Source organism: Aquirufa sp. ROCK-SH2, from assembly GCF_054558315.1.
In genome coordinates, this window is sequence record NZ_JBPXKB010000002.1 from 107,679 (window position 1) to 123,607 (window position 15,929).

General features: G+C 37.0%; 12 protein-coding genes and 2 tRNA genes. 5 read left to right on the plus strand and 9 right to left on the minus strand.

Annotated elements, in window-relative coordinates:
* Positions 1-15: 15 nt before the first annotated feature.
* Positions 16-1,479 (minus strand): TolC family protein, encoded by a 1,464-nt coding sequence (locus tag V7S79_RS04460; protein WP_459489360.1) that lies wholly within the window; start codon positions 1,477-1,479, stop codon positions 16-18.
* Positions 1,480-1,677: 198 nt separating this feature from the next.
* Positions 1,678-2,439 (minus strand): triose-phosphate isomerase, encoded by a 762-nt coding sequence (gene tpiA, locus V7S79_RS04465; RefSeq protein WP_459489361.1) that lies wholly within the window; start codon positions 2,437-2,439, stop codon positions 1,678-1,680.
* Between the two features lie 97 nt (positions 2,440-2,536).
* On the opposite strand from tpiA, the gene V7S79_RS04470 reads away from it, so the two are divergent.
* From V7S79_RS04470 to V7S79_RS04485, 4 genes are read left to right on the plus strand one after another with little or no spacing between them, the layout of a single operon-like run.
* Positions 2,537-5,674: a glycoside hydrolase family 3 N-terminal domain-containing protein gene (locus V7S79_RS04470; RefSeq protein ID WP_459489362.1), complete on the plus strand. Its 3,138-nt coding sequence runs from the start codon at positions 2,537-2,539 to the stop codon at positions 5,672-5,674.
* A complete protein-coding gene (locus V7S79_RS04475) occupies positions 5,674-6,570 on the plus strand; it encodes a TIGR01777 family oxidoreductase (protein ID WP_459489363.1) in 897 nt (298 codons plus the stop codon). Before V7S79_RS04470 ends, V7S79_RS04475 begins: the two co-directional genes overlap by 1 nt.
* Positions 6,563-7,144, plus strand: coding sequence for an LOG family protein (locus V7S79_RS04480; protein WP_459489364.1), 582 nt, complete (start codon positions 6,563-6,565; stop codon positions 7,142-7,144). Before V7S79_RS04475 ends, V7S79_RS04480 begins: the two co-directional genes overlap by 8 nt.
* A gap of 22 nt (positions 7,145-7,166) precedes the next feature.
* Positions 7,167-8,915, plus strand: a complete 1,749-nt coding sequence (locus tag V7S79_RS04485; RefSeq protein ID WP_459489365.1) for an OmpA family protein — start codon at positions 7,167-7,169, stop codon at positions 8,913-8,915.
* Between the two features lie 162 nt (positions 8,916-9,077).
* Here the strand turns inward: V7S79_RS04485 and V7S79_RS04490 are convergent, their stop codons facing one another.
* The 4 genes from V7S79_RS04490 to V7S79_RS04505 all read right to left on the minus strand — a co-directional run bounded on the left by V7S79_RS04490 (position 9,078) and on the right by V7S79_RS04505 (position 11,818).
* Entirely contained in the window at positions 9,078-10,082 is a 1,005-nt protein-coding gene (locus V7S79_RS04490) for a glycosyl transferase (protein ID WP_459489366.1), read from the minus strand.
* A 108-nt stretch (positions 10,083-10,190) separates the two neighbouring features.
* Positions 10,191-11,450 (minus strand): serine hydrolase domain-containing protein, encoded by a 1,260-nt coding sequence (locus tag V7S79_RS04495; protein ID WP_459489367.1) that lies wholly within the window; start codon positions 11,448-11,450, stop codon positions 10,191-10,193.
* Between the two features lie 168 nt (positions 11,451-11,618).
* Positions 11,619-11,704, minus strand: a tRNA-Leu gene (locus V7S79_RS04500).
* 41 nt (positions 11,705-11,745) lie between these two features.
* A tRNA-Gly gene (locus V7S79_RS04505) sits at positions 11,746-11,818 on the minus strand.
* A 100-nt stretch (positions 11,819-11,918) separates the two neighbouring features.
* Between V7S79_RS04505 and V7S79_RS04510 the strand changes: the two genes are divergently transcribed.
* Positions 11,919-12,389, plus strand: coding sequence for an Lrp/AsnC family transcriptional regulator (locus V7S79_RS04510; RefSeq protein ID WP_459489368.1), 471 nt, complete (start codon positions 11,919-11,921; stop codon positions 12,387-12,389).
* A 432-nt stretch (positions 12,390-12,821) separates the two neighbouring features.
* Here the strand turns inward: V7S79_RS04510 and tgt are convergent, their stop codons facing one another.
* From tgt to V7S79_RS04525, 3 genes are all read right to left on the minus strand, one after another.
* Positions 12,822-13,955 carry a tRNA guanosine(34) transglycosylase Tgt gene (gene tgt / locus V7S79_RS04515; RefSeq protein WP_459489369.1) on the minus strand — a complete coding sequence of 378 codons (1,134 nt, stop codon included), beginning with the start codon at positions 13,953-13,955 and terminating at the stop codon, positions 12,822-12,824.
* Between the two features lie 18 nt (positions 13,956-13,973).
* Positions 13,974-14,309 (minus strand): helix-turn-helix domain-containing protein, encoded by a 336-nt coding sequence (locus V7S79_RS04520; RefSeq protein WP_459489370.1) that lies wholly within the window; start codon positions 14,307-14,309, stop codon positions 13,974-13,976.
* 162 nt (positions 14,310-14,471) lie between these two features.
* Positions 14,472-15,929: a capsule assembly Wzi family protein gene (locus tag V7S79_RS04525; protein WP_459489371.1), complete on the minus strand. Its 1,458-nt coding sequence runs from the start codon at positions 15,927-15,929 to the stop codon at positions 14,472-14,474.

Genomic DNA, 15,929 nt, shown 5'->3' on the forward strand with positions numbered 1-15,929 from the left:
TAAAAAATTATGCGATTAAAATGTTAAATTTTTCCCTTGATAATAATCCAAAACTTTGGTTCTAAATACATAATCATATCTAGCTTGTACCAAACTCAATTTTGCCTTGTCTAAATTCGTTTTTTGTAAATTATAACTTACAAAGTCAATCGTTCCCGCACTAAATTTACTTTCCGCTGATCTAAACGACTCCTCCAATGCCGCCACTTGTTGTACGGATGCATCGTATTTTTTTGCTGCATTCGACATATTCACATAGGCCTGCTCGATGTTTTGACGCAATGTTAAACGTGCTTTGCTTGCCTCCAATTCCGCACTTTCCTTTTGCAAACTCGCTTGAGAAATTCGGGTCTTGTTTTGGTATTTGGCAAAAATCGGAATGTTTAAATTCAAACTAACCACCTTATTTTGTGTATTATTGATTTGCTCAAAATAATCAACCGTTTGCCCTTCTGCATATTTCGGTTGCTGAGTCACAATCGGATAGTTCACCCCTCCAACTAGCACATTTCCTAAAGTAACATCTTGTGTCCCTAAAAACTGTACCGATTTCAAGGCATTACTCTGATTCGCTGACCAACTACCGCTTAATGACAAAGTTGGTAAACGAAATGCTTTGGCAATATCGATATTTTTATCTGCTCCTTTTACACGAAAATCCGCCGCTTTGATCAAAGGTTGTGCATTCAAGGCTTTGGCATAAATGTCCGAAATACCCAATTCATACAATGATGTACTTGGAACAGGCACCGAAATACGCTCTAATTGAAAATCAGAAATACTGGAATCATTTAAAAGTTGTAATAATGTCAATTTATTGATGTCTAAATTGCTTTGGAAAGTAACCACATTCGATTCCTCGTTGGCTAATTGTGCTTTTAAATCCAACACGTTCGATTGGGGCAATGAACCTGCCGCTACCAATTTTTGCGTTCTTTCTATTTGTAATTGAGTAATTCCTGTTTGTGTTTTGGCGATTGCCAATTGATCTTCTGCATTTAAAATCGTCAAATAAGACAACACAACTTGCAAAGAAATATTTTCTCGCATGGCAAGCAAATCTTCTTGCGTAGCTTTCAAATTAAATTCATTTTGTAAAATGGTATTTTTCAATTGACCGCCGTTGAATATCGTTACATTGGCATTTAATCCAATGTTGTTGTAATTGATATTTCTGGAATCATAACCATTGGTGTAGGGGTTAATACTACGTCCAAAACTGGCCGCTTGATTAATATTTCCATTTAAACTTGGTAATTGATTGTATTTGGATTGCTGATATTGCAATTCCGCATTGCGAAAATTAACTTGGTACGATTTCACATTTAAATTATGTAAAAGGGCCAAATCAACCGCCTTAGTCAAAGAGAGCTTTAATGGAGCAATGCTTTGCACAGCACTTTGTCCTTGAACACTGAAAATACTCGTCGATATTGCAAGAACAGCAATGATCTTTTTTCCATACTTAGTTAAATACATAGCGATACAATCAAAATGAATTCAATATTACAAATATTGTATGGAATCAAAAGTTATTTTGGGATAAGCGGAGGTTATGATGTAAGATGTATGATGTATGATGTATGAATGTTCGTAGAGACCCACGGCCGTGGGTCTAATAGAAAATGTGTTTCTAATACAAAAACAACGGCCGCGGGTCTAACAAAAAGATTAATATTAAAACGAAGTAGCAATGGTAATAAAATCACCAGCCTTCAAAGAAGCTCCACCGATTAATCCACCATCCACATCCGCGCAAGCAAATAATTCTTGAGCATTTTGTGCATTGCAACTACCTCCATATAAAATTGAACAAGCATCTGCTGCTGCTTGACCATATTGTTTGGCTAAATGTGCTCTCAAATAAGCATGCATTTCTTGTGCTTGATCAGAAGAAGCTGTCAAACCAGTTCCAATTGCCCAGATTGGCTCATAAGCAATCACCACTTTTGCAAAATCATCAGCCGATAAATGGAATAAACTTTCTGTCAATTGTTGCGCAACATATTCCAAAAAGTTACCCCCTTCACGTAATTCTAAGCTTTCGCCACAGCAAAACAAAGGAGTTAATCCGTTTGCCAAAGCTGCATCTACTTTTGCTGCTAATTGTGCATTGGTTTCATTGAAATATTGGCGGCGTTCCGAGTGGCCTAAAATCACATAATTAACTCCCGCGGAAGCCAACATGGGTGCAGAAATTTCACCGGTGTAAGCACCAGATGCTTTTTCATGACAATTTTGAGCTGCCACAGCTAAGTTCGAGATTCCAGCAATCGCCTTATTTACATCCGACAAATACAAAGCTGGCGTAGCCATGATCACTTGTACATCTGCCGAAACATCTGATTTTACTAATTTGCTAACTTCATTCGCTAATTCCAAAGCCTCCGAAGCAGTCTTATTCATTTTCCAGTTTCCTGCAACAATCTTTTTTCTCATACGTTCATCTATTTTTGAAACGCAAATTTACAATTCATTTTCAATTTTTATTTTCTATTTTTACTTTAATTTACCAATACTAGTTTATTTAATTCCTATGAAATTATTCCAAAGGCTTTCCTCCCTATTCGTTTGTAGTCTCTTGTTAATCAGCTTCCAAACGTTTAGCCAAGCCCCAAGTCCCCTTTTTACACACAATCATCAAAATTGGGTAGATTCCGTTTTTAATTCCCTTTCTTTGGACGAAAAAATTGGACAGGTTTTAATGCCTCGTGCCAATTCGAATCCTACTTACGATACCACTCGTTTATATTCCATTGTGCGCGATTACCACGTGGGTGGTTTTGTATTTTTTGCGGGTTATCCCACCAACCAAGCTCGTTTAGTAAATAAGCTTCAAAGCATGTCGAAAGTGCCCATGTTTATCGGCATGGACTTAGAATGGGGCTTAAATATGCGCTTAGATTCCACGGTTCGTTATCCCTACCAAATGACTTTGGGTGCCATTCAAGGAAATGATGCCTTGATTGAAAAAATGGGTTACCAAATTGCGCAACAATGCAAAAGAATGGGTGTTCATATCAATTATGCGCCGGTTGTCGATGTAAATAATAATCCTCTCAATCCAGTCATTAATTTCCGTTCATTTGGTGAAGATCGCGAATTGGTTACCCAAAAGGCTTTGGCCTATATGCGTGGTTTACAAAAAGGCGGAATTATTACCTCTGCCAAACATTTTCCAGGTCATGGAGATACAGGGGTAGATTCTCATTATGATATTCCCGTTTTGACCCATTCGAGAGCTCGATTAGATAGTTTAGAATTATATCCTTTTAAAGAGCTGATTAACAATGGTTTACAAGGGGTCATGGTCGGACATTTAAATATCCCCAGTTTAGATACCACTGCAAGTTTGGCATCTACGCTTTCTCGCCCGATTGTGAATGGGCTTTTGAGGGAAGAAATGAAATTCGAGGGATTGGTTTTCACGGATGCGATGGACATGAAAGGGGCGACAAAAATGTTTCCTGAAGGAACAGCGAATGTGAAAGCCTTTTTAGCGGGGAACGACATTTTAGAAACCTTCGTCGATGTTCCTGCCGCCTTCAATGCCATTAAAAAAGCCTTGGTAAATGGAGAAATCAGTGAAGAAGAATTAAATGTTCGTGTAAAACGAATCTTGAATGCAAAAGCTTGGGCCGACTTACAAGCCTACAAGCCCATTGAAATAGATCATTTGATCGAAGATTTAAATCCTGTGGCGGCGGATGTCGTCAACAAATCTTTGGCAGAAAAGTCCTTGGTTTTATTGAAAAATCCAGAAGATTTGGTTCCATTGAGAAATTTGGAAAAAAGAAAAATTGCCACTTTAGCCATCGGGAAGCCTAATTATGGCAATAAATTTCCAACTGAATTCCAAAAAATGGCTGAAAACTATGTAGAAATGGATCATTTCTATTTGGACGAAAGCAGTGCAGATACCACCATCAATCGAATTGAAAATACCTTGAAAAATTACAACACCATTTTAATGGGTATTCATGGAATTTCGATCCGTCCTGCCAACAATTATAACATCAAACCTTCCATTATTACTTTGGTCAATCGATTTGTGAATGCCAAAACGGTGGTTGTTCATTTTGCCAATGCCATGACTTTGACCAAATTTGATAGCCTAAAAAATGCAGGAGCTTTGATTACGACTCTGCAAGAAGGTATTCCTCAATTAGAAGTGGCTGCCGAAGTGATTTTTGGAGGACTACCTGCAGAAGGTAAATTTCCTGTGACTTTAAACAAAGAATATTATCGTAATCAAGGGATTTTTAGTCCAAGTTTAGGTCGATTACAATACAATGTTTTACCTGAGGCGGTTGGCATAAATGGAAAATATTTAACTAAAAACGTGGATTCCTTGGCTAATTTAGCCATCCAAGTCAAAGGTGCACCAGGTGTGGTTGTCTTAATTGCCAAAGAGGGAAAAGTGATTTACCACAAAGCATTTGGAACTCCCACCTATGAATCGACAGAGGCTCTTAAGAAAACGGATATATTCGATTTAGCATCCATTACGAAAATCAGTACCTCCGTTCCTGCCTTGATGAAATGGCAAGATGAAGGCCGATTCAATGTGAACGAAACCATGGGCGAGTTTATTCCAGCTTTGGCAAAAACCAATAAAGGCCCATTGAAATACATCGATGTATTAACTCACCAAGCTAGATTAAAGGCTTGGATTCCATTTTGGCGAGACTATATTGATAGCACGGAAATGATTTTAAAGAGTAAAAAATTCAATACGCTTTATGCCAAAAAAGATTTGAAATTCAATTTGGTAGAAAAATATGTTACGAGGGCACAAGGGGAGGAGCGAGTGAAGAAATTGATAGAAAAAAATCCCAAACTTTGGGATAGCACGGTGAATTATGCCAATGAAATTATTCGTTGGAAACCGAAAACCTTGTCTTATGCCAAATCGGAAGATTATCCAACGGAAGTGACGTCTAACCTTTGGGCGCATAAAACCTTACAAAGTCAAATTACCAAGGCCATTATTGATTCCCCATTAAGAGAGAAAAAAGAATATGTTTATTCTGATTTATCTTATTATTTATTGCCTCAATTGACCAACAAAATGTTTGGAAAAACTTGGCCAGAATATCTGGAATCCACTTTCTATGCCCCATTGGGAGCCAAAACCTTGGTTTATCAAGCAGATAAGCATTTTCCATTGGCTAGAATTGTCCCAACAGAATATGATTCATTGTTCCGAAAAGTCTTGATTCATGGAAAAGTACATGACGAAGGGGCTGCTTTATTAGATGGAATTTCCGGACATGCTGGATTGTTTGGAAATGCCAATGATTTAGCGAAATTAATGCAAATGTATTTGCAAAAAGGCTATTATGGAGGTCAGCAATTTATCCAACCTGAAACCATGAAAACCTGGACTTCTTATCCATTTTCTGAAGCAGAAAATTCAAGAAGAGGAATTGGATTTGACAAACCTGACCGTAAAAAACCAGGTATTTCTGCGGCAGCATCAGCTAGCGAAGAAAGCTTCGGACATTCAGGATTTACAGGTACGTACACGTGGATAGACCCTGTGAGTAATATCGTGTATGTATTTTTATCGAATCGAGTTTATCCAACAAGAAACAATAGTAAAATCAGTGATTTAAACATTCGCACGGGGATCAATGAAGTGATTTACCAAGCGATTAAAAAAGGAAATTAATGCAGATATTAATCACTGGCGGCACGGGATTTATCGGAAAAGAATTGCATGCTTTTTTGGTACAAAACGGACATCAAGTCAAAATCCTATCCCGTAAAGGCGGTGATTATGCTTGGAACATCGATCAAAAAACGATTGATTCGAACTGCCTGAATGGCATTGATTGTATTGTGCATTTGGCAGGAGCCGGTATTGCAGATAAACCTTGGACGAAGGCAAGAAAAGCAGAATTAATTGCTTCTCGAGTGGAGAGTACCCATTTGTTATGGAGACTTTTACAATCAAGTGATCATCAAGTAAAAACCTTTGTTTCTGCCTCCGCCATTGGATTTTATGGAGCAGATTCGGGGGAACAAATTTGCGAAGAAACGAGTTTGCCAGGCAATGATTTTTTAGCCGATTGTACCCAACAATGGGAAAAGGCCGTAGATCAAATCGCTGATTTGGGTTTAAGAACTGTCAAAGTTCGGATTGGTTTGGTTTTATCTGAAAAAGGAGGAATATTTCCTGTCTTATCAAAACCCATTCGCTGGGGATTCGGTGCTGTTTTAGGAACAGGAAAACAATGGCAATCGTGGATACATTTGAGCGACTTGGTACGAATTTTCCAATTATGCATCGAAAATAATTCCTTAAAAGGAGTGTACAATGCCGTAGCGCCCAATCCGATTCGTCATAAAGAAATGACTCAAATAATAGCTAAAAAACTGCATAGACCCCTATTTTTACCTGCCATTCCAGCCTTTTTTTTAAAACTTTTGTTGGGAGAAATGGCTGTATTAGTGACAGGAGGTAACAAAGTTTCCTCAGAAAGAATACAAAAAGAAGCCAATTTTTCGTTTAGTTTTGTAGAATTTTCCACCACATTAACTCAAATACTATCCCAGAATGTCTAAAAACATCTTAGTTTACTGCGGCTCATCCAAAGGCCATGATTCCATTTATGAAAATGAAGTAAAAAAATTAGCCGGTGCTTTAAAAAAACATGATTGCAAAATTATTTTTGGAGCAGGAAGCGTGGGGCTAATGGGGGTTTTAGCAGATGAATATTTACGTTTAGGCGGCGAATGTATTGGTGTAATTCCTTCTTTTATGGGTCCTTGGGAAGTAACACATTTGGGCATTCAAGAATGTATTGTAACCGATACGATGCATACTAGAAAGCAAATAATGGCCGAAAAAGCGGATGGAGTCATTACTTTACCAGGTGGCTTCGGATCCATGGATGAACTTTTCGAAATTCTAACTTGGAAACAATTGGATTTACATGAAATGCCTGTTGGTGTTCTAAATATCAATGGCTATTACGATTTGTTGTTGCAACAAATGGAACACATGGTCAAAGAAGGTTTTTTGAAAAAAGCCAATTTGGATGCACTTCATATTGATACAGACCCAGATGCTATGGTAGATTATATGATTAATTATGCTCCATCTAAAATGGAGAAGAAATGGATTTACCGAGGATAATCGATTAAATAGTACCTATATAATGGCCAAATACCTACAATTTTTGATTTATCTAAGTATCCAATTTTTTTCCTTTGGACAAAGTACTCCTTTGGCCGAAAACTTGGGCTCTGCGGTTAATTCACAATATTCGGAATTAAATCCCGTGATGGCACCCGATGGAAAAACCTTGTATTTTGGCCGAAAAAGTCATCCACAAAATAAGTTTGGGACTATGGGAACAGAAACCGTTTCTGGTTCTCAAGATATTTGGTACAGCGAATTCATTGGAGGAGTTTGGAGTGCGGCAAAAAGAATGCCTGATGTTTTAAATAGGGACCAATACAACACTATTTTATCCATTTCACCCGACGGTCAAACTATTTTGGTCAAAGGTGCTTATGTAAATGGACAATATGAAACAAGGGGCTTTTCTATTTCTAAAAAAACAGCCAACGGTTGGAGCATTCCAGAAAAATTAAATATTCCGAAATACGAACAAATGAGCAAAGGAAAGAACGAATATGCTTATTTGAGTATGGATGGAAAAGTGCTTTTATTGGCGTTTTCAGAAAAGAAAAACAGTGAAAACGATGATTTATACATTAGCTTTTTAGAAGATGGAGAATGGTCTAAACCAGAAAATTTAGGTAAAAAAATCAATACCGACTTCTCAGAAACAACGCCTTTTTTAGCCGCAGATGGCAAAACACTGTATTTTTCATCCGACCGTCCAGGGGGAAAGGGGAGTCAAGATATTTATGTGGCCAAAAGGGTAGATGACAATTGGTTAAATTGGCGTGCCGCACAAAACTTGGGTGCGCCCATCAATACCGAAGATTACGATGCCTATTATTCGCTTTCTGCCAAAGGCGATTACGCCTATTTTTTATCTGGAAAAAACAGTTTGGGTAAAAAAGATATTTTCCGATTCAAAACCTCCGATCAAGATAGCAACCTAACAGAAAAAGAAGCACCAATATTAGCGAAAAATACGGCCAAAGACGGGAAGTCGAATGGAAACAATTCGAACAATACTAACGATGGAAATAATCAAGCCAACTCAGGTAAAAATGCTATAACAAAACCAAAAGAAGAAGCTCCCATTTTGGTACAGCAAAATGCCAAAGAAAGTCCGCGCTTAGGCTCATCTGAACAGTCTGAGGCAGTAGTTTTAATCTCTGGTAAGGTGTTTAATCCGAAAACAGGAAAAGCGCCAGAGGATGCCAGTATTAGCTATGAAGATTTGGTGACGGGTAAAACGATTGGAATCGCGAAGCCAGATCCGAATTCCGGAATTTATAAATTGGTTTTACCTTATGGAGTCAATTATGGCATTACAGCTAAAGCCAAAGGTTTTATGCCAAGTTCCATTAATATCGATTTGAGCAAAATGAGAGGAAGATATTTGGAATTAGACGAAAGAGATTTAGTAATGGCGCCTATCGCCAAAGGATCCAGTGTAACGATTAATAACCTCTTTTTTGAGTTGAATAAAGCAACTTTACAACCTGAATCTGAACCAGAGTTGAAACGCATCGTTTCTGTATTGAAAGAAAATATGAGCTTGGCGATTGAAATTAGCGGCCACACCGATAATACCGGTTCCGATGAAATCAACCAAAAACTATCTTTAGACCGTGCTGATGCAGTTAAAACGTATTTATTAGGCGCAGGAATCAAGCCTGAGAGAATCAAAACGAAAGGTTACGGTAAAACCAAACCAAAAGCTTCTAATGATACAGATGAAGGCCGATCGATTAACAGAAGGGTGGAGATTGAGATTCTGTAGAGGTAAAAGGTAAGAGGTAAAAGGTAAGAGGAAATAGCTCTTTTCCTTTCCGCAGTCCTTACTGTTTTTTTAAACATTAAGGAATTAAGATATTAAGAACCATTAAGTAATTTATACACCTCTTACCTCTTACCTTTTACCTTTTACCTTTTACCTCTTACCTCAAATACGTACTTCATCAATCCACTTAACTATTGCTAAAAATGGCATAGATAAATACTTTCTGACACGAAGGTATTTTTTGCGTGGTAATACAGGTGCGGTTTTAATGTAGAAACAAGGATATTTCTTGTATTCATTGTGTCCATTTTTGATCAATGTTTGTGCATAAACATCAAAAATGGAGGCTACATCACCTTTTTCCACAAAATCAAATCGATTTTGGTACTTCGAAATTTGAGTAGAATTACTAGGGTCATAACCTGAAAAATGGAAAAAAATCAAGGGAACTTCTTGATTTACCTGATAACTTTCTCCATCCGTATTCAAGCTTCGTTCATGCAAATTCCAATATGCCATGTTTAGGCCTTTATGGCGACTCACAAATACATCCTGATAATATATTGGAGCGAAGTTGACCCAATTTTGATCCACAAACATTCCATGTGCTAAATCTATGTAGCAATGTTCAAACAAACGTTCTGCCCACCAATTCAAAAACGACAAAGTTGTTTCACTTCTTTTTGTCCCGATAAATCCCAAATTATACATTCCCGTGTTCAATAAATCGCGCTCCTGTGGCGTAGATTCATCGGGAAAAGGACTTAAAATATGAGGGGTTAAAAACAAACTGTTTTGTTCCAAACCCTTTTCTATTTCTGCTAATGTTTGGAAAATAATGATATCTGGATCAAAGTAATGTAGAATTTCTATTTCGGGAAATTGATCATACAAATACTTCAAATAAAAAGGCTTAACAGCCGTATTCAATTCGGTAATATTATACCGATTGCACATGTCCTCAAAATCAGGAATTCCAATGTTATGTAATTCGATTAAGGTATATGCAGGTAATTGTTCCTTAGAAATACTTGATTGATCTAAACGATCGACCAAGCCAATGACAAAGTCATAATCTGGGTTATGTTCCAAGAGAGAATCGCCCAAGGATTTAGCTTGTGCCAAATAATTGATCGAACAAATTGTTAAAACTACCTTTTTTTGCATGGAATTAATTGAGGTCGCAATTTCGGGAAATAAAATTAAAATGAAGAATTAAGAATGTAGAATGTAGAATATTTCATTTTCAATTCTACATTCTACATTTTCAATTTATCATTTCAGGCTTCCATAAATCACATTCTCAATTTTATTATTGAAATCGCTATGGGAATTTGGAGTGTGTTGAGTCATAATTAATACAATCAATTTCTCTTTCGGATCAGCCCAATAGGTGGTTCCATAATATCCTCCCCAAGAAAACGAACCTTTGCTTCTCGGTTTTAAGTCGGCACTTTTTTCTGAGGTCAATGAAAACCCTAATCCAAAATTATCATTTCCCATTAAACCAGGGGCCAATTGTGGACTAATCATTAACTCGGCGGTTCTTCTGCCAATGATTTGTTTACCATTGTATTTTCCTCCATTCAAAATCATTTGAAGAAAAATGGCATAGTCGAAAGTACTCATAGAAAGTCCTGCACCACCTGAAAAATACGTTTTCTTGTCCAAAGGATAGTTGGGATTGATATTTCTAAACGTTGGAGACCAAGGAATGATTTTACCATTTTCTTCCGTGTATACTGTCGCCAAACGGCTGCCTAATTCAGCAGGAAGGTTGAAAAAAGATTCTTTCATTCCCAAAGGCTGAAAAATATGGGCTTTGAAATACGCATCTAAGCTTTTACCAGAAATCACTTCAATCAAACAACCAAGCAAATCGGTATTTAAACCATAAGTGAATTTCTCGCCAGGTTGGTGGGCTAAAGGAAGTGTTCCTAAGACCTTCATTTTTGCTAATAAAGTGGCATTCATTTTTCCCAAACCGGAGGGAATATCTGCTTTGGCATAAATGGCTTTCATTTTTTCTGATCCGATGGCCGTATAATCAATGCCAGAAGTATGGGTTAATAGGTCGCGGAAAGTGATTTCTCTTTTGGCAGGAACTGTGGTATAAGTAGAATCAGCGGGATTAAAATCTTTTAGAACTGTTGGGTTTTTGAATTCAGGAATAAAATCAGAAATTTTTTGATCCAAATTCAATTTTCCTTTTTCGAATAATTGCAAAATTCCCAAGCTTGTAATGGCTTTGGTTTGACTCATGATTCTAAAAATCGCATCAGCTGGCATGGGTTTTTTAGTCGCAAAATCGGCATAACCATGCCCTTTATAATGAATTAACTGATTGTCTTTCACGACCAAAGTAACCGCACCTATCAAGTGGTTTTTCTCAATATAAGGTTGAATAACTGAGTCGATATAGGCCAAATGCGCATAATTAATGTGCGGATTATTTTTAATGATATTTGGTGAAAGAGTTTGTCCAAATAATGAAAGAGACAAAAACAATAGGCAATAGGTAAAGAGGTTTTTCATAGGAGGGAGGCTTAAAAATGCTTTTAACGACAAAATTTATCCTAATTTATTCAATTTTTTGATTCAATGAATAAATATTCGGCACAGAAAGCTTTGTTGACTTCGTGATAAAAAGAAAGTTGGTGAAATAAAATGAAAAAAAATCCCCTGCTTTCGCAGAGGATTTTGTACCTGGGGCGGGAATCGAACCCGCACGAGCGTTTCGGCTCACAGGATTTTAAGTCCTGCGTGTCTACCAGTTCCACCACCCAGGCGTCCCTGAAAACTTAAAAACACCTTGCGGTGTTCTAAGTTGAGCGAAAGACGGGGTTCGAACCCGCGACCTCGACCTTGGCAAGGTCGCGCTCTACCAGCTGAGCTACTTTCGCTTATTGTGAGTGCAAAATTAAGACACTTTATTCTTTTATGCAAGTACAAAAGCAAATTTTCTATTAATAATTCTATAATTTTGTGTTTTCAACAAAAGATATGAACATTCACAAGCTCGACCCAACCGACCATAAATTACTTGAAATTCTTCAGCAAAACGCCAAAATTACCAACGCGCAATTGTCAAAAGAAATTGGACTTTCTCCTGCACCTACCTTGGAACGTGTCAAGAAATTAGAAACCTTGGGTATCATTCAAAGTTATCATGCGCAAGTAAGCAGAGAAAAAGTGGGTTTAGGAGTAACTACCTTTGTTACAGTCACTTTAACTGGTCACAAAAAACAAGTAACCGAGTCTTTTGTTCATCAAATCAATCAAATTCCAGAGGTTATTGAATGCCACCACGTCACCGGCGCTGGCGATTTTATGCTGAAAATTATTTCAAAAGATATCTCTACTTATCAGAAATTAATGTTGGAAAAAATCAATGAAATCGAAGAGGTTTCTGCCACTTCTACCATGGTAATTTTATCTACTTTTAAAGAAAGTAAAATTTTACCAATTCCTTGATTTTTGGCTTCGGTACCTATCATTGAAATCTATTTTCTATGTTTTTAAACACCAAGGAAACAAAGATTTTATAAAATTTTGCCTGTCCAATTTACTATTGATGAAAACTGAGTGTTAAAAAACACAAAAATAGCATTCCCAAAGTTGAACCAATGTCAATAATTGGACTCCTTTTTCGATCTAATCAATTTATCAAATAACTGAACTTTATAACTCGTAAATTGCAGGGGGTAAGGGGACGCATTTCCCCTTAAAAAAAGAAAATTAGATTTACTATCTAGTTACTTATATTTCCAATCAATATTCTGATTTTCTTCAAGGCGCAATGAACTATAAGTTCAAATCATAGTACACACTCAGCAAAGCTGAGCGCGTATTGCCTGAGCGCGTATTGGTAGCTAATCTTACGTCATACATCTTACATCATACATCTCACAGTCGATTCATAAACTGCGGTATCATTCGATTTTTCCATTCAGTGAAGGTGCCTTGCTGAATTTGTACGCGTGCCTCTCCGACCATCCAAAGATAAAAGCGCAAATTACAAACACTGGCAATCATGGCGCCAAGCATTTCTTCACATCGGTTCAAATGCCTTAAATAGGCTTTGGTATATTGTCCATGTAATGTTCCCACAAATGCTGGGTCAATCAATGAAAAGTCGTTTTTCCACTTTTCGTTTTTGATATTGATAATTCCTTGCGTGGTAAAGATGGTGCCATTTCTAGCGTTTCTAGTTGGCATTACACAATCAAACATATCTATTCCCAAAGCAATTCCTTCCAAAATATTTGCAGGCGTTCCTACACCCATCAAATACCTTGGCTTGTCTTTGGGTAAAATATCCGTCACCTGATCCGCCATTTCATACATTTCTTCCACAGGCTCTCCAACAGATAAGCCACCAATTGCATTACCAAAAGCATTTTTGGAGGCAATGTATTCGGCTGAAATTTTGCGCAAATCTGGAAAAACACTTCCTTGAACTATTGGAAAAAGGGCTTGATTGTAGCCATACTTGGGCGCTGTGGCATCAAAACGTGTAATGCACCTGTCTAGCCAGCGGTGGGTCATTTCCATCGATTTACGGGCATATTCATAGGTACAAGGATAAGGTGTGCACTCATCAAAGGCCATGATAATATCTGCGCCAATGGTTCTTTGAGTGTCCATGACAGATTCTGGACTAAAAAAATGAATGCTCCCGTCTATGTGCGACTTAAATTTTACCCCTTCTTCTTGAATTTTACGGCCAGCTCCGGCTAGAGAATATACTTGATATCCACCCGAATCGGTTAGAATCGGTCCAGACCAACCATTGAATTTATGCAATCCACCTGCATTTTCTAAAACTTCTAATCCGGGTCTAAGGTATAAATGATAGGTATTCCCTAAAATAATTTGAGCTTTAATTGGGTCAGATAATTCTGCGGTATGAACTCCTTTTACGGTACCAGCTGTACCCACAGGCATAAAAATGGGCGTTTCTATGACACCATGATCGGTATGTAATTTTCCTGCTCTGGCTTTCGATTTTTCGTCGATATGATTTATCTCAAATTTCATCCGACAAAGTTAAGACTTTTACTTTTTAATATTCTCAATCTTCTGTTGTAATTCCAGAACCATTAACTTCAATTCGTTAAACTCTTTTTTGCTGACAAAGCGATAATTTTCACTTTCTTTTTCTTCTTCAAATTGCTCAAAAGAATTTTCTTCACTGTGGTATAAAATTTCAGATAAATCGAAATTTAATATTTGGGCAATCTGCTTCATTCTCGAAAAGGAAGGGTCCGTCAAGCCTCTTTCAATTTTTGAGTAAGCCGACAAAGTTATGCCCAATTGTTCGGCGATATATTCTTGACTAAATCCTTTATTATTTCTAAGTTTTTTAATGTAAACCGAAAAGCTATTTTCCATAATAGTGTCTTATTTAGCCCTGAAAAGAACAATTTGAACCTCTAGTGAACATCATAGGACCATGAAGGAAAAATTGCCTCTAATATGATTTTAGGCAATGTAAACAATATTAGAAAATTGAACGTATTAGTATATACGTTTAGGCGAAAAAAATATCGATTTTTAATATAATGGAACAGAAAACGAAACATTGGCCCCAAAGGTGTTTTTATTCAACCATTGGCCCAAATCAAATCCAAAATTGACTTTTAATATGCTATCTCCGTAGAACTCTACCTTGCGTTTCCATTGCACTCCTAAAGAATATTGTCGTTTTACTGGATTCCACAATTGGCCATAATTGCCAAAAGAATTGGTCATACTAGCCCTAATTTGAAAATTATCCTCCTCCTTTTGATATTCTGCACCCACATAATATGCTTCCACACGGTTATTATCAAAAAACGTTTTTTTCGTCTTGTTCAAATCCGTTTCAGCGTCCAAGGTAATAAAAGGTGTTCCTATTCCTCGTCCTGAATAAGTCCAACCTTGATTAAATATACCATTATTAAAATAATTATCTAAGCCTCTTTTATAAGGAATATTATCAATATATACATTCCCGCCTTGTGAACTGGTATTTAAATATTCTAGCGTTAATTTGAGTAAACCTGTTTTTTGACTACTGGTAAATGAAATTCCATGTAAACCATCTGTAATATTATTTCCATAATACAAAGACCCATCTTCATAAACACTTTGACGGTACATCAGTATTTTACCCATTTTCAAATCCAATTCCATACCCACATCCACACTCCCCAAATGATTCCCTAATCGGTTACCTCCATCATTTGCACCGTAAGTCGTTGTGTCGGCTCCAATGGCAGCCAAAGATTGACCAGTAATGATGTACAAATAATCTTTCAAATTTACGTCGCCTTTGTTCCAGTACCACTGAACTTGATGATTGAATCCCCCATACAACTTTACAGGCCATTCAGGGCGGCCTATTCTACCATAAAAAGATTTTTGATGCAAAAATGCTCCTTTAACATCTCCTCGTTGATGAGCCAAATCTAAGTAACCATGTGCATAATTGCCTTTAAAGGAAAATAATTCTCCCACCGGATAAAAATAATCGCGGACAACAATATCAATTTTAGGAACTGGCAAAGAATTTCCCGACCAAATATATGATCCTGAAGATAAGGTTGAATCTACTAGTCCTTGAATATCTTTTTTCCGACCCAAAACCAATTCAAAAATCCCATATTTTGCTTTGGCATAAATCTCTGGAAAAATAAGAGCCAAATTATCTCCATTTCCTTGAATATATCTCGTAGATATTCCAAATCCATAATCAAATTTTTTACGAAACCTTTTCTTTTTCTTTAAATAATCTGAATAAAAATCCAATTCAGCGAAAGAATAAGCGCCTGAAATCGGAACCACACCATATTGGTTCGATTTTAACCAAAATGGGGTATAATCTCCCGTAGATGCACCACCTCCAATAGAAAAAGTTGACTTGATAGGTCGATCTTCATTGAATTGACCAAAAGTTTGTAAGGAATAAATACTTAATACACTAAGTAGCAATAATCTTCCAAGAAAGGACTTATGCGTCGTATTAAGCAT

Excerpts from the sequence above, each read along its gene's own strand:
- V7S79_RS04470 (WP_459489362.1), top strand. The coding sequence starts at position 2,537 with ATGAAATTATTCCAAAGGCTTTCCTCCCTATTCGTTTGTAGTCTCTTG.
- V7S79_RS04460 (WP_459489360.1), bottom strand. The coding sequence starts at position 1,479 with ATGTATTTAACTAAGTATGGAAAAAAGATCATTGCTGTTCTTGCAATA.
- V7S79_RS04510 (WP_459489368.1), top strand. The coding sequence starts at position 11,919 with ATGAACATTCACAAGCTCGACCCAACCGACCATAAATTACTTGAAATT.
- V7S79_RS04495 (WP_459489367.1), bottom strand. The coding sequence starts at position 11,450 with ATGAAAAACCTCTTTACCTATTGCCTATTGTTTTTGTCTCTTTCATTA.
- V7S79_RS04485 (WP_459489365.1), top strand. The coding sequence starts at position 7,167 with ATGGCCAAATACCTACAATTTTTGATTTATCTAAGTATCCAATTTTTT.
- V7S79_RS04520 (WP_459489370.1), bottom strand. The coding sequence starts at position 14,309 with ATGGAAAATAGCTTTTCGGTTTACATTAAAAAACTTAGAAATAATAAA.
- V7S79_RS04525 (WP_459489371.1), bottom strand. The coding sequence starts at position 15,929 with ATGCTTAATACGACGCATAAGTCCTTTCTTGGAAGATTATTGCTACTT.
- tgt (WP_459489369.1), bottom strand. The coding sequence starts at position 13,955 with ATGAAATTTGAGATAAATCATATCGACGAAAAATCGAAAGCCAGAGCA.
- V7S79_RS04490 (WP_459489366.1), bottom strand. The coding sequence starts at position 10,082 with ATGCAAAAAAAGGTAGTTTTAACAATTTGTTCGATCAATTATTTGGCA.
- V7S79_RS04475 (WP_459489363.1), top strand. The coding sequence starts at position 5,674 with ATGCAGATATTAATCACTGGCGGCACGGGATTTATCGGAAAAGAATTG.
- V7S79_RS04480 (WP_459489364.1), top strand. The coding sequence starts at position 6,563 with ATGTCTAAAAACATCTTAGTTTACTGCGGCTCATCCAAAGGCCATGAT.
- tpiA (WP_459489361.1), bottom strand. The coding sequence starts at position 2,439 with ATGAGAAAAAAGATTGTTGCAGGAAACTGGAAAATGAATAAGACTGCT.